The sequence below is a fragment of the Paraburkholderia bannensis NBRC 103871 genome, assembly GCF_000685015.1.
GTDB classification, from domain to species: Bacteria; Pseudomonadota; Gammaproteobacteria; order Burkholderiales; family Burkholderiaceae; genus Paraburkholderia; species Paraburkholderia bannensis.
The window spans coordinates 246517-261140 of record NZ_BAYA01000006.1; the positions used below are offsets into that span (position 1 = coordinate 246517).

The window sequence follows — 14624 nt, forward strand, 5'->3', positions numbered from 1 at the left end:
TGCTGTTGATGGCCTTGAGGCCGCGCGCCTCGCTCAAGCCGAGCGCCAGCGCCGGAACAATGCGGGCACGTTGGCCACGCCGCGGCTCGTTTCGAAGGCGCGCTCGACGATGTCGAGGAAATCGCGCCGGAAGCGCTCGGCGGTAAAGCGCTGCGCGTTGCGGCGGCACACGTCCGCGCGAAACGGCGCATGCGCCTCGAAACGCGCGACCGCCTCGACGATCGACTCCACGCTTTGCTCCTCGAAAAAGAGCCCCGTGGCGGCTTCGGGATCGTGCGACTCGATCACGGTTTCGCACGCGCCGCCGCGCCCGTACGCGATCACCGGCGTGCCGCAGGCCTGCGCCTCCACCACCGAAATCCCGAAGTCCTCTTCCGCCGCGAACACGAACGCCTTCGCGCGCTGCATGTAGTCGACCAGCGCGCTGTCCGGCTGGAAGCCGAGCAGCGTGACGTTGGGCGTGGCGAGCGCCTTGGCGCGCTCGAAGTCCGGGCCGTCGCCGATCACCACGAGGCGCTTGTCGGGCATGGCCGCGAACGCTTCGACGATCAGCGGAATGCGCTTGTACGGCACCATGCGCGAGGCGATCAGGTAGAAGTCCTCGTGATGCGCGCTCAAGCCGAAGCGCTCGACATCGACGGGCGGATAGACCACCTCGGCCTCGCAGCCGTACACCTTGCGGATGCGCCGCCCCACGAACGCCGAATTGGCGACGAAGGCATCCACGCCGTGCGCCGTGCGCTGGTCCCAGATGCGCATGTAGTGCAGCAGGCTGCGCGCGAGCCAGCTCTTGACGCCGCGCTGAATGCCCGCTTCGGCGAGATACTGGTGCTGCAGATCCCACGCGTAGCGGATCGGCGAATGCACGTAGCTCACATGCACCTGATGCGGCCCGGTCAGCACGCCCTTGGCGACGGCGTGATTCGACGTGATCACCAGGTCGTAGCTCGACAGGTCGAACTGCTCGACGGCCAGCGGCATGAGCGGCAGGTAGGCGCGGAACTTCGACTTCGCGCGCGGCAGGCGCTGGATGAACGACGTCTTCGCGCGCTTGCCGCCGAGCACGCCGCGCAGCTGCTCGGGAAAGAAGTCGACGATGCTGAAAAGATCGGCATTGGGGAACATCTGGATGATCTGTTCGAGCACCTTCTCCGAACCGGCATAGGCGACGAGCCAGTCATGGACAATGGCCACCTTGCCGAAGCGGCGCACATCGTCTGCGGCTGCATCGGCATTCGCAAACACATTGGCAGCCGCGTTGGCGTGGACTACATGAGCCATGGCGAGATCTCCTCCATCAACTTGACAGCGGTGGCGCGCCACGTGAGCGCGGCCGTGCGTTGCGCGCCGCGTTCGCGCAGCGTGTCGCGCAGCGCGGCGTCGGCGGTGACGCGTTCGAGCAGCGCAGCAAGCTGCGCGGGATCGTCGGGCGAGGTGTAGAGCACCGCGTCGCCGCACGCTTCCACCACCGAGGGCAGACGCGATGCGATCACGGGGCAACCGAGCGCCAGCGCCTCGACGGGCGGCAGGCCGAAGCCTTCATAACGGGACGGATAAACAAAGCACGCCGCGCGGCGATACAGCGAGACGAGCTCCTCGTCGCTCACGTAGCCCAGGTGCCTGACAAACTCGGGCAGCTTGCCGCCCGATGCGCCATACACGCGCGCATCGCCGCCGCCCACCACCACGATGTCGAAACGCGCATCGCGGATCAGTTGCGCGGCCTGCGCGACCAGCTGGAAGTTCTTGTGCCGGTTCGTGCTGCCCACGGCGAGCACGAAGGGGCGTGCATTGGCGGGGTCGCCTGCATCGGCGAACGGCACGTGCGCTGCTTGCGCCTCGTTCACGCGCAGCATGTGCTCGCCGCTTTCCTGCACCACGCCGATCTTGCCGAGCGGAATGCGGTACGCGTCGCACAGTTCGCGCCGCGAGAATTCGGACACGGTGATGACGCGGCGCGCGACGCGCCCGATGCTCGGCGCCATCAGCCGGTACCACGCCACGAACGGCCGGCTGTAGCTGTCCGGCACGCGCGCGGGCGCGGCGTCGTGCAGCACGGTCACCTGCTTGCGGTACAGCAGCGGCCCCGAGTTGCACAGGTTCAGCAGCAGCCGGCCGGCCGCCGCCTGCGGCAGCGCGAACTGCTCCCAGCGCAGGCCGCCGCCCTTGCCGCTCGCGCGCAGCGTGACATGGCGAAACGGATTGGCGAGATCCGCGAGCGCCTGCGGCACCACGATCTCGGCGCGCAGTCCGGCGACCTGCGGCGCGCCAGCCTCGATCAGCGCATCGAGCGCCCGCACGGTCTCGAACGCGAACCGGTCGACGCCGGTGGCGCGGCGGCCCAGAAAGCGGCCATTGATCGCCAGCGGGCGTTGCAGATGCATCGGCAGGACAGGAACGTTCATCGCGCCGCTCCTCAACCGCCCGCAGCCGCGGAGCGGTGCGGATCGGCGGCGTCCAGCGCGGCGCCGCCCGCCGCGCGCGCGGCCGGGTTCGAGATGTAACGCAGCACGTAGTGATTGAGCCCGCGCGACGGCACGAGGCAGCTCAGCGTGAGGCCCAGCGCCGCGATTTTCTTGCCCGGCCCCCAGAACGGATTGAGCAGGAGCGCGGCAAAGTACCGGCGCGATTCGAACGTCAGCCAGCGCCAGCGTTCGAGCGTCGGCGCATCGTAGAGCCGCACGCACAGGCGGTTCTTTTCGAACGAGAAGTCGATGAAGCGCGCGGGCAGCTCCTCGTGCAGGCGCGTGCGCACCATGAAGCGCAGGGTCTCCCAGCGCCACGGAAACGAGCGCTCGACTTCGCTCACGTTCTCGCAGTTGCCCAGCGCGAGACTCGCGTGGCCGCGCGTCGCACTGCTCCTGTCCGCGGCCTTGCGATGCACGCGATAGCCGCCGAACGGCGCGTCGAGCGCGCAGATCGCGCCCGTGAGCGCGATGCCGTAGATCGCAAAGAAGTCGGCGGCCTTGCGGTGCTGCGTGGACATCGGAATCGGAAACACCGATCGCAGCGCGCTCACGCGATACGCGTTGCCCGACGCGGGCGGCGACGGATAGAGCCAGCCCTGGCGCAGCAACGCGCCGCAATCGCGCGGCGGCGTCGAATGCGGCACGCGCACGCCGGTGCGCGCCCCCTCCTCGTTGATGACGTCGAGCGGGAACTGCACCTTGGCGAACTCGCCGGACTCGAAGGCGCGCAGCACCGCGTCGAGCGCCCCCGGATAGAGCACGTCGTCGGAATCGAGGAACAGCACGTACTCGGTCTGCACGAGTTCGAGCCCGAGGTTGTACACCGACGACTGCCCCTGGTTCTCCTTGAACACAGGCATCAGCCGATCGCCGTAGCTTTCGATGATGGCGCGCGAACCGTCGGTGGAACCGTCGTCGATCACCAGCACGCGCACGCGCTCGCTCGCGTTGGCGAGCGCGGACTCGATGGCTTCGCGCAGGAAGCGCGCATAGTTGTAATTGCCGATGACAACGGTGATGTCCTTCATGGGATCAGCTCCGGGTGACGATGCCGCCTTGCGGTTCGCCGTAGCTCGAATAGCCATAGGCCGCGTATTCGCTGCCGTACCTGCCCGGCCGCGAGGTCATATCGTTGAAGATCACGCCGCGGATCGGCACGCCGATCTGCTCGAAGCGGCGCACCGACTCGCGCAGCTCCGACACGCTCGTGACGCCATAGCGCGCGATCAGGAACACCGTGCCCGCGAGATTGGCGACGATGCCCGAGTCCGCCACCGGCAGGATCGGCGGCGCATCGATCAGGACAACGTCGTATTCGCCGTCGGCCCATTGCGTGAAGTGCTGGAAGCTGCGGCTCTTGAGCAGCTCGCTCGCGTTGGTCACATAGCCGCCGTTGGCGACGAAGTCCACGCCCGGCATGACCTGGCGATGGATCACGCCGTCGTAGTTGCCGTCGTGCTCGACGATATCGGTGATGCCGGGGCTGCACGGCACGCCCACGTGGCGATTGAGCGAGCCGCGCCGCAGGTCGGCGTCGACCAGCAGCACGCGCTTGCCCGACGCGCCCAGCAGCGCCGCCAGGTTCACCGAGACAAACGACTTGCCGACCACCGGCGTCGGCCCCGCCAGCAGCACGATGCGATTGGTGGCTTCTTCCAGCGCGAACTCCAGCGCGCTGCGGAAGCTGCGCAGGCTCTCCACCGCCGCGTCGAACGAGGCCATATGCGCCAGCACCGTGTTCGCACCCTGCGCGCTCACCGGCAGGCGGCGCGTGAGCGTCTGCTGCACGCGGCTGCGCGGCACGGCGGCGTAGACCGTGAGGCCGGTGCCCACTTCGATTTCGTCGGCCACGGCAATGCCGCTATTGAGCTTGCGCTTGACGAGCGAGAGCGCGACGCTCAGGAACAGCCCCGTGAGCAGCGCCGCCACAACGATGAACGGACGCTTCGGCCGGATCGGGCTTTCAGGCGTCGCCGCGGTGTCGATCAGGCGCACGTTCGACACCTTGCCGGCCTTGAGCAGGCGCAGCTGCTCGCGGTTGTTGAGCAGGTTCGTGTAGATGTTCGTATCGACCTGCACCTCGCGCTGCAGGCGCAGCACGCCCTGTTCGAGCGGCGGCAGCTGACGCGTCTGCGCGGCCAGTTGCGCGAGCGCCTTCTGCGCCTCGTCGATCTGGCCGTCGATGGCGATAACGGCCGGATTGTCGGGCGTGAAGCGCGCCATCAACTGCGCGCGCGTCTGCTTCAGGTCGGCGATGCGCGACTGCGCGAGCGACGAGCTTTGCAGCAGCGCCGTGGCTTCGGCGCTCAGGTCGACCGCGCCGTGCGCCGAGCGGAACGCGTTGAATTCGCTTTCGGCTTTTTCGAGCTGCGTCTTCAGTTCCGGCAACTGCTTGTCGAGGAAGGCGATCTGCTTTTCGGCCTCTTCCTGGGTGCGCTGGGCGTTCTGGCGCACATATTCGCTGCCGATCGCGTTGAGGATCGCGCTCGTCTTGGCCGGGTCGCCGCCTTCCAGCGCCACGCCGATCACGTCGGATTCCTTACCTTTTTCGGAGATCAGCAGGCCCGCCTGCAGCGCCTGGATCGCGGCAAGCTCCGAGTTGCGCACGAGCTGGAAGCTCACGCCGGGACGCGCATCGATGGCGCGCACGAGCAGGTCGACCGCCCCGCCCGCCACGGCCGCATGCAGCGGCACGCCGACATGGCCCGTCAGTTCGACGCCGTTGTGTTCGAGCGTGTACTCGCCGTCTTCTTTCGCAGTCAGCCTGAAGCGGGCGCCGTGCAGCCGGTCGGGCACGTCGAAGCGCGCGATGTCGATGCCCTCGTCGCCCCACGCGTAGCCGCCCCAGCCCGACCAGTTCGACACATGCAGGTGCTGCGCGATCCACTGGCCGACCACCGGGAAGTAGCGCGGCGTGACGTCGAGATAAAGCTGGGTGGCTTCGACGGCGCGCGAGACGATCATGCGCGAGCGCAGCACCTCGATTTCCGCCGAGGCCGCCGTCTTCACCGCGAACATCGACGACAGGTCGGCGAGCGCGCTCTTGGCCGAGTTCTGGCTGTCCTCCACCTGGATCAGGATGTCGGACTGATAGACCGGGCGCGCAAGCAGCGCATACGCGCCGCCCACCATCCCGAACAGCGCCGTGACGATGGCGATGGTCTTGCGGCTCTGATACAGGGTGTCGAGCACGCCGCCGATATGACCGCCCTCGGGCGGTGCAGGCAAGCCGGGTTCGGCGGGGCCGTCGAGCAGGTAATCACGCTGGTTCATCTGTTCTCTCCATCGACGCCGGTGCTGCCATTCGAGGCGCAAGGCGTCCTGAATTCCCGTTATTCGCTTAGTAGCCCACCGCGCGGCCCGCAGCCGCGGCCTGGGTGGCCGGCAGAATCAACCCGATCACGCGGCTCCACTTCACGAGCGCGGACGCATCGACGAAGACCACGTCGTTGGGCCTCATTTCGAACGCGTCGGCCGTGGCCATCGCCGAGGCCGATGAGGCGTCGAGGTGATAGACCACCGGCTTCGCCGCGTCGCGCCCGCGCACCACGTAGACCTGCGAAGCATCGCCCGACACCTGGCTGATGCCGCCCGCGTCGCCGAGCGCCTGGTTCAGCGACATGCGCCCGTTGTTGAACATCACGCCGCCGGGCTTCTGCACTTCGCCCATCACGAACACCTTGCTGTCCACGCCCGAATAGACGCGCACGAGGTCGCCGTCGCGCAGGATGATGCGATCGGGATTCACGCCCTTGCGGATCATGTCGGGCATGTCCACCACCACGGTGTTGTCGCCGCGCGTGACCGCGACCTGCGAGCGATCGGCCTTGTCGGTGAAGCCGCCTGCGCGGTTGATCGCTTCGGGCAGCGTCATCGGCATGTCGTTGAGCACCTGCACGCCTGGCGTCTTCACCTCGCCGTCCAGATAGACGCGCTTGCTGCGATAGGTCTGGATGCGCACCGTGACCTGCGGCTGGCGCACGTATTTCGCGAGCTTCACCGCGAGCGCGTCGCGCACGCCCATTTCGGTGAGCCCCTGCACCTTGAGCGGGCCGATGTAGGCGTACTGGATGTAGCCGTTGGTATCGACGGTGTAGCCCTGCGCGATCGAATTGGCGCCCGACGCATCCGGGCCCGCGCCGCCCGCCGCTCCGGGCATGTTCAGCTCGGGGTGATCCCACACCACGATGCTCAGGATGTCGCCGGGCCCGACCTCGTACGGCGCGGCCTTGGCGAACATCTGCGTCACGTCGGTCGGCACGCCAGTCGGCCGCAGGGCCCGCTCCTTCTCGACCAGCTCGCGCGTGATCTCGATGAGCGAGCCGGACGGCGCGCCATCGACACCCTGCTTCGCGAGCGCGGTCGCGGCGACGCTCGTGCCGCCCGGCCCGGTCGCCATCGCGCCTGCGTTAGTGCTTGCGTTAGCGTTGCCATACGCGCCCCCATCCGACGGCATGCCGCTAAACGACATGCCTGGCGACAACGCGCAGCCGGCCAGCGTCGCGGCCGCGAGCGCCGACGCCAGCCCCATCGGTAATCTTTCGTGCACGCGCTGCCAGCCCATCCGTATGCGCGCCTTGCGCACACGGGCCAAGCATGCGCCCACCCACGCCCCACCTGCTTTGCCGATTAACATCGTCCCACCCCCAATTGCGTTTGGCCGTCCCGTGGCGTCCAGCGCGCCACGGATTCCAGCCGGCAAACCCGATGACCGGTGCTCCATGCGGAGCGATCCGGCTCGCCTTCCCCTGCCTGTAGTTGTTTTTCTTTGCGGTGTTGCTTGCTGCTCGATGTTGCTTGCTGCCTGAAGCCGTCTCCTGCCGTCTCCTGCCGTCTCCGCCCTGATTGGCCTTCGCCGTTTTCAGTTTTTCTTGTTTCGTTACGCCAGATTCGCCAGGTTCAATAGGCGCCGGTTCCCCGGATCACCACGAAGAGCGTCTTGAAGAGAATCTCAATGTCCCGATGCAGCGACCAGTTCTGCACATACGTCACGTCGAGCGACACGCGCGTCGCGTAGTCGGTCTCGCAGCGACCGCTCACCTGCCACAGGCCGGTGATGCCGGGCGTCGCCATCAGGTAGTACTTGCTGTTCGCGCCGTAGCGCTCCAGTTCCTGGTCGATGATGGGACGCGGGCCAACGAGGCTCATCTCGCCGCGCACCACGTTCCAGAGCTGCGGCAGCTCGTCGAGACTGGAGCGGCGCAGGAAGCGGCCGATGCGCGTGACCCGCACGTCGTCCTTGAGCTTGAATTCGCGTTCCCATTCAGCGCGCGCGACCGGGTCGGTGGCGAGCAGCTGCTTGAGCACCTCGTCCGAGTTCACGACCATCGAGCGGAACTTCAGGCAACGAAACTTCTTGCCGTTGCGGCCCACGCGCGTATGGCCGTAGATCGCCGGGCCGCCGTCGCGCTTCACGATCAGGCCGATCGTGACGAGCGTCGGCAGCAGCAGCACGATCAGCACGAGACCACCCACCACGTCGAATGCACGCTTGACGGCGTGACGCAGCGCGTCGGTGCGCGAGGGCAATTCGAGCGCATCCAGCGCGTCGCGACCCACGCCACCCACGCCACCCGTCCGCACGCCTGCCCCTGCCCCACGCGCCGCGCCAAAGCCGACGAACAACGTGTGCGAAGCAAGCAGCGCGAGACCCGTGGTCAGCGTCCAGTAGATGAACCACGGCATCGACACCAGATGGTCGCGATGCAGCGCGTACAGCAGGGCGAGACCGCAGAGCTGCACGGCGAGCCACGCAAACGCGGTGCGGCTCGCCACGCTCATCACCGAACGGCTGCCGCGCGACGGATAGGTGCCGCACGCGGGAAACACAGACAGCGCGAGCGCGGCGACGAAAGCGACGAGCGTGGGATCGAGACGGTGCGCCGTGCCCACGTCGGGGAGATTCAGATTCAGATGCAGCGCGCCGAACGCGCCTAGCACGATAAGTGCGACATCGATCGCACGATGGACTAGCTCGGACATTTGCCTACCCCAAGACGTGGCGTGAACTGTGAAAGTGTTAGCCCCCTTCTCTCAAGTGCGATGCTGTCGCGCCGTCCGCAACGTCCATCGGGTTCAAACGCAGAACAGGTATCGCTACACCCCGTTCTTCGCCTGCGCCTGATGCCGCTTGCAGATCCCTCTGTTCGCGCAGCATGCCTGGGGGCTATTCACGCTGGTCCTCGGCCCCCGGATCCCGGCACCATTGATTGATGTCCAGGCCCACATCGACAAATTACGGGCAGCGGCGCTGCCATTCCGTGCGCAACCCCACCAACGGTTTGCGATCCTCGCCGGGCGGGCCGCGCGCCCATGCGCGAGTCGTGCGCCTACGTGGGCAAGCGCACAAAACACGGCTCTTTTACGGGGATTTTTACGGGTGCAACGCGTTTCAGTGCACGACGCCGGTCGCGCCGGGCGTATTGAAGAGAAAGCTCGTTTCGAAGCCGATCGTGCGGATCGGCAAGCGTCCCTGCGAAATCGGCAGGATATTGGCGAATTCGTCGGGGCGGCTGCCGAACATCACGCGCTTCGTCACGCCTGGGCCGGCATCGGCAAGCGCCGTATCGGAGGTCAGGCGCGCGCTGTTGGCGACGAGACCCAGCGCGCAGAATGCGAGCACGAGCGCGGAACACGCGAGCCATTTCATCGCGCGCGACTCCCCTACGCCAAACAACACGAGCAGGATCGCGGGATACAGCATGCGCTCCCCCGGGTTGACGACATCGGCCATGACTTGCGGCATCAGCGCGAACAGCACCATCAGCACCATCGCGCCGAGCGTTTCGTCAGACACATGAGGCCACGCAACACGGCGGCTGAACGAGCGCCACAGGACGGCCCCCAGCAGATACAGCAGGCCCGCCGCGACCGCGAAATTCGCACTCACGCCGACGTAGTACGCCAGCGACTCCAGCGTGCTGGTCGCACCGTTCGCGTAGATGAAGTTGTGGTAAGGGCCAAGTTTCGCCAGCGTATAGAGCTTGTAGCCGAGCGCCTGCGCGAGTCCGGCGTGGTGGCCGGGATCGGGCACGGTGGGCGCGGGCTTGCACAGCACATACCAGACGAATAGTCCCAGCGAGACAAGCGCAGGCAGGCAAGGCGCGAAGCGGCGGCGGCGCAGCGCGTCGAGCGCGATCATCAGAAGAATCGACGCCCAGATCACGGCATGCGTAAAGAAGGCGCCAACGGTAAATGCCAGCACCCAGAGCGGCTTCGCGCGCGTCGGGCGTTCGAGCAGCAGCCACCACGAAAACAGCAGGATGCCGAACTGATAGTTCATATAGCCGTTCCAGAACGGCGTATTGAAGTAGACGCACACGAGCAGCACGAGGAAGTAGCGTACGGTCTGCGTTGCCGACAGCTTCCTTGCCAGTTGCCAGGCGAGCGCCACCGCCGCAATGACATAAAAGCTGGCAACGACGCGCGAAGCCGGAATCGGCGAGAGGATGAGATTGAGCAGACTCAGCAGCGCCTGCACGGTGCTGTTGGGCACCGGATAGTGCGCGAAAAAGAACGCGTCGTTGAGGTGCCCCTGCATCATCTGCGCGACGATGTAGCCCTGGTAGGCCCAATCGTTGAAGTCCTGCAGCGGCACATAGGGCAGCGTATCGATCGCGAGCAGCACGATCGCCAACGCGGGCACGACGATCCACATGCCCGGTCTGCGGGCGGCGACAGCAGTATCCATGTCGATTGCGCTTGATGTCGTTTGCCGCAGGGTCGTGCGGCAGCGGTTTGCGAAAGCGGCACAGAGTGGCCGCGCAGCGAGACGAGGCGGGACGCGAACATCCATCACACCGACTCAGTCTGCGCATCGCGCCTGCCGACGTCTGTTGGATGACGCACGATTCGCCACGCACGGCCAGGGCAAAGCGCGCAGGCCTGCGCCACCCGGCGAATTTTGTTTGTGGTCTGCCTAACGGTTTGCAGTGCAGCACTCTGCCACGATGCGAGGCGTTGTCCACCGGTTGCGCGTGCGCGGTGCGTCCGTTGTGCATGTGCTGTGCGTGTGCTGTGCGTCCGTTGTCCATCTGCTGCCCATCTTCCAGGCCGTCCATGAGCGCGTCGAAGTTGCAATCGTGGGGACGCTATCCCAATGCGCCCCAGTCGAATGAGCCGCTGGTGTGGCGCGACACCGTGCGTGCGCGCCTCGACGACGCGCGCGAGCGTATGGGCAGCACGCTCCCGTTCGGCAATGGACGCAGCTATGGCGACAGTTGTCTCGCGGCCACCGACCATGTGCTGCCGATGCGGGGCCTCGCGCGCTTCATCGACGCGGACTGGGAGAGCGGCGTCGTGCGCGCCGAAGCAGGCATGACGCTCGGCGAACTGCTCGCCATCACGCTGCCGCAGGGCTGGATGCTGCCGGTCGCGCCAGGCACCCAGTTCGCCACACTCGGCGGCGCGGTGGCCAACGATGTGCACGGCAAGAACCATCACGTGCGCGGCACCTTCGGGCGCCACGTAAGGCGCTTTTCGCTGCTGCGCTCGGATCGCCCCGCACTCGAATGCACCGCCGACGAAGAGGCCAACCTGTTTCGCGCGACCATCGGCGGGCTCGGCCTGACCGGCGTGATCGAATGGGTCGAGATCCAGCTGATGGCGGTGCGTTCGAGCCACCTGAATGTCTCGCGCATGCGTTACGGCAATCTCGACGATTTCCTCGCGCTCTCGCGCGGGCGCGAATCCACACACGAATACAGCGTGGCCTGGGTGGACTGTCTTGCGCGTGGCGCCGCGCTCGGCCGCGGCATCTACACCTGCGGCAGCCACGCGAACGACGGCGACTTTTCGATGCCCGTGCAACGCACGCGCGACGTGCCCTTCGTGCCGCCGCTCTCGCCGATCAACAGCGTCACGGTGCGCGCGTTCAATGCGCTTTACTACCGGCGGCAGCGGCGCGGCATCGAACTCGCGCGCGTGGATCCGGCAAGCTTCTTTTTCCCGCTCGACAACATCCGCAACTGGAATCGCCTCTACGGGCGGCGCGGCTTCCAGCAGCATCAATGCGTACTGCCCGAAGCCAACGCGCGCGACGCGCTGCACGCGATCCTGCAGACGATTGCCGCGAGCGGCAGCGGCTCGTTTCTCGCGGTGCTCAAGCGCTGCGGCGCGCTGGTCTCGCCGGGCCTGTTGTCGTTCCCGATGCGCGGCGTCTCGCTCGCGCTCGACTTTCCTCAGGATGCGCGCCGCAACACGGCGCTCTTTGCGCGGCTCGACGCCATCGTCGCCGAAGCGCGCGGCCGCCAGTATCCGGCGAAGGACGCCCATATGAGCAGCGAGCACTTTCGCGCGGCCTACCCCGCGTGGGAGGAACTGGAGCGGCATCGCGATCCCGCGCTGATGTCGCGTTTCTGGCAACGAACCACCCAGTCATGAAAAACATCCTGATCATTGGCGCATCGTCCGCCATCGCGGCTGCTTGCGCGCATCGCTGGGCCCTGAAGGGCGCGCGCCTGTTTCTGGCGGGCCGCCAGGCGGCGCGTCTCGACGCCGTCGCGCGCGACCTGCGTGTGCGCGGCGCGAAAGAAGTGCATACGCGCCGATTCGACGTCAACAATCGCGCACAGCACACGGCGATGCTCAACGCCGCGCGCGCGGCGCTCGGCCGCATCGACGTTGTGCTGATCGCGCACGGCACGCTGGCCGACCAGGCGCTGTGCGAGCGCGACGTCAATGTGGCCGTGCGCGAATTCACGACCAATGCGCTTTCGACGATCGCCCTGCTCACGCTGATCGCGCCCATCCTCGAAGCGCAACGCAGCGGCACGCTCGCCGTGATCTCCTCGGTGGCGGGCGAGCGCGGGCGCGCCTCGAACTACCTGTACGGCGCCGCCAAGGCCGCCGTCACGACGTTCTGCGAAGGCCTGCGCGTGCGGCTCTTCAAGGCCGGCGTGCGCGTGCTGACGATCAAGCCCGGCTTCGTCGCCACGCCGATGACGGCGGGCCTCGCGTTGCCGCGGCCGCTCGTGGCCTCGCCCGAGCGCGTCGCCGCCGATATCGTGCGCGCCGTCGCGCGCGGCAAGGACACGCTTTACACACCGTGGTTCTGGAGCGCGATCATGCTCCTGATCCGCTCGTTGCCTCGCTTCGTCTTCAAACGGGTATCGCTATGAACACGATCGCCGCTTCACGGACTTCGCTCGTCGCCTGGTACACGCTGTTCGCGCTGATTTCGATGGCAGGCAATCTGGGAAGCCAGAAGCTGGTGTGGCTCGTCTACAGCGGGCCGTTTCCGATCACGGGCGCGCTGTGCGTCGGCACGGGCGTGGGCCTCGTCATCAAATACGCGCTCGACAAGGTGTGGATCTTTCGCTACGAGCATCAAAGCGTCGCGCACGGCGTCGAAACCTTCTCGCGCTATGTCGCGATGGGACTCATCACGACGGCGATCTTCTGGTCGATGGAGTTCGGCGCCCAGGCGCTGTTTCATACGGAAATCGCGCGCCTTGCGGGCGGTGCGCTCGGGCTCGTGCTTGGCTATTTCACCAAGTATCAGCTCGACAAGCGCTTCGTTTTTGCCTGAGGTTTTTGCCCGAGGTGTGCCTGAAGTGTTCGCACGAGACACGCCGTGCGCGCTGGCGAACAGACGCCTGTGCGCCTGCCGCCGATGATCGAACACCGAGGTACGTTCAACATGGTGCGCCGCATCGCCCTTCATGCCTGCCGCGCGCACTGCCGCCCTGCTCCCCATGAGGCACGCCATGTCAAACCCGACGATCCCGCTGTGCGTCGATCTGGACGGCACGCTCACCCGCGCCGATCTCCTGCTCGAAAGTTTCTTCGTACTACTGAAGCAAAACCCGCTCGCGATCTTTCTGTGCTGCTTCTGGCTGCTGCGCGGCAAGGCCTACATGAAAGAGCAGATCGCGCAGCGCGTGACGCTCGACGTGGGTGTGCTGCCCTATAACCCGCAGTTGCTGGAATACCTGCGCGACGCACGCTCGGCGGGACGCCAGCTCTATCTGTGCACCGCGGCGAACCAGCGCTTTGCAAGCGAAGTCGCGGCGCACTTCGGACTCTTCAGCGGTGTGCTGGCGAGCAACGGCAGCATGAACCTGCGCGGCCAGAACAAGGCCAACGCGCTCGTCGACCAGTTCGGCGAACAGGGCTTCGACTACTGCGGCGACGCGCGCGCCGACGTACCTGTGTGGAAGCGCGCACGCCAGGCGATCGTGGTGGGCGACCGCCAGATCGCGCGTGCGGCGCAGAAGGTCAACACGGAAATCATCTTCTTCGAGGAAAAGCGCCGGCTGGTTCCGCTCGTGCTCAAGGAGATGCGCGTGCATCAGTGGATCAAGAACGTGCTGATCTTCGTGCCGCTTTTCACGGCCCATCGCTTCACCGACCTGCAGGCCGTGCTGGCCGCATGCATCGCGTTCGCGTCGTTTTCCCTGAGCGCATCGTCGGTGTACCTGCTCAACGACATGCTCGACCTGGACGCCGACCGCCGCCACGCGCGCAAGCGCACGCGGCCCTTCGCGTCCGGCAGGCTGCGGCTCAAGCTCGGCATCGTGCTCACCGTGCTCCTGCTCGGTGCGGGGCTCGGGCTGGCAACCCTGCTGCCGTGGCAGTTCATGGCCGTCCTGCTCGCCTACATGGCGGCAACGGTGGCTTATTCGTTCGTGCTCAAGCGCCTCACGCTCATCGACGTGTTCACGCTCGCCTGCCTCTATACGGTGCGCGTGATCGCGGGCGGCGAATGCAACATGATTCCGCTGTCCTACTGGCTGATTCTCTTTTGCGTGCCGATCTTCCTGAGCCTCGCCATGCTCAAGCGCTACGTCGAACTCGAAACGATGCTCCAGCAAGGCAAGACCGAAGCGGCGGGCCGTGGCTATATCACCCAGGACATGTCGATCCTGCGCTCGTTCGGCACGGCGGCGGCCTATCTTTCCGTGCTGGTGCTCGCGCTCTACATGAATTCGCCCGACCTCGCCCTGCTCTACCATCATCCGAAGCTGCTATGGGCCGTGTTCGCGCTCACGCTCTACTGGGTGAGCCGCATGTGGATGCTGGCGTTTCGCGGCAAGATGCACGACGACCCGATCGTGTTCACCTTCAAGGACGGCGTGAGCTGCGCCGTGATCGGCCTGTGCGCGGTGCTAATGATGCTCGCGATCTGACGAACTGAATTGCGCAATGAACAAGGCC

The 14624-nt window shown here is 66.3% G+C and carries 11 protein-coding genes; 4 read left to right on the forward strand and 7 right to left on the reverse strand.

The window, feature by feature from the left end; genetic code table 11:
- Nucleotides 1-33: 33 nt before the first annotated feature.
- From BBA01S_RS12370 to BBA01S_RS12400, 7 genes are all read right to left on the reverse strand, one after another.
- Nucleotides 34-1281, reverse strand: coding sequence for a glycosyltransferase family 4 protein (locus BBA01S_RS12370; RefSeq protein ID WP_027816726.1), 1248 nt, complete (start codon nt 1279-1281; stop codon nt 34-36).
- Complete coding sequence (locus BBA01S_RS12375; RefSeq protein WP_245641486.1) at nt 1269-2405, reverse strand: glycosyltransferase family 4 protein; 1137 nt, start codon at nt 2403-2405, stop codon at nt 1269-1271. The genes BBA01S_RS12370 and BBA01S_RS12375 overlap by 13 nt, the downstream gene beginning before the upstream one ends.
- Before the next feature lie 11 nt (nt 2406-2416).
- Entirely contained in the window at nt 2417-3496 is a 1080-nt protein-coding gene (locus BBA01S_RS40990) for a glycosyltransferase family 2 protein (protein ID WP_042296890.1), read from the reverse strand.
- A gap of 4 nt (nt 3497-3500) precedes the next feature.
- Nucleotides 3501-5741, reverse strand: a complete 2241-nt coding sequence (locus BBA01S_RS12385) for a GNVR domain-containing protein (RefSeq protein ID WP_027816728.1) — start codon at nt 5739-5741, stop codon at nt 3501-3503.
- 67 nt (nt 5742-5808) lie between these two features.
- A complete protein-coding gene (locus BBA01S_RS40995) occupies nt 5809-6999 on the reverse strand; it encodes a polysaccharide biosynthesis/export family protein (protein WP_052391735.1) in 1191 nt (396 codons plus the stop codon).
- A 368-nt stretch (nt 7000-7367) separates the two neighbouring features.
- Nucleotides 7368-8450, reverse strand: coding sequence for a sugar transferase (locus BBA01S_RS12395; protein WP_027816729.1), 1083 nt, complete (start codon nt 8448-8450; stop codon nt 7368-7370).
- 409 nt (nt 8451-8859) lie between these two features.
- Nucleotides 8860-10158 (reverse strand): hypothetical protein, encoded by a 1299-nt coding sequence (locus BBA01S_RS12400; RefSeq protein ID WP_156965924.1) that lies wholly within the window; start codon nt 10156-10158, stop codon nt 8860-8862.
- Between the two features lie 368 nt (nt 10159-10526).
- On the opposite strand from BBA01S_RS12400, the gene BBA01S_RS12405 reads away from it, so the two are divergent.
- The 4 genes from BBA01S_RS12405 to BBA01S_RS12420 all read left to right on the forward strand — a co-directional run bounded on the left by BBA01S_RS12405 (nt 10527) and on the right by BBA01S_RS12420 (nt 14596).
- Nucleotides 10527-11849: an FAD-binding oxidoreductase gene (locus BBA01S_RS12405; protein WP_027816731.1), complete on the forward strand. Its 1323-nt coding sequence runs from the start codon at nt 10527-10529 to the stop codon at nt 11847-11849.
- Nucleotides 11846-12586 (forward strand): SDR family oxidoreductase, encoded by a 741-nt coding sequence (locus BBA01S_RS12410; RefSeq protein ID WP_027816732.1) that lies wholly within the window; start codon nt 11846-11848, stop codon nt 12584-12586. Before BBA01S_RS12405 ends, BBA01S_RS12410 begins: the two co-directional genes overlap by 4 nt.
- Nucleotides 12583-12996 (forward strand): GtrA family protein, encoded by a 414-nt coding sequence (locus tag BBA01S_RS12415; protein WP_174479169.1) that lies wholly within the window; start codon nt 12583-12585, stop codon nt 12994-12996. Before BBA01S_RS12410 ends, BBA01S_RS12415 begins: the two co-directional genes overlap by 4 nt.
- A 178-nt stretch (nt 12997-13174) precedes the next feature.
- Nucleotides 13175-14596 (forward strand): UbiA family prenyltransferase, encoded by a 1422-nt coding sequence (locus BBA01S_RS12420; RefSeq protein ID WP_027816734.1) that lies wholly within the window; start codon nt 13175-13177, stop codon nt 14594-14596.
- The last annotated feature ends 28 nt before the right edge of the window (nt 14597-14624 follow it).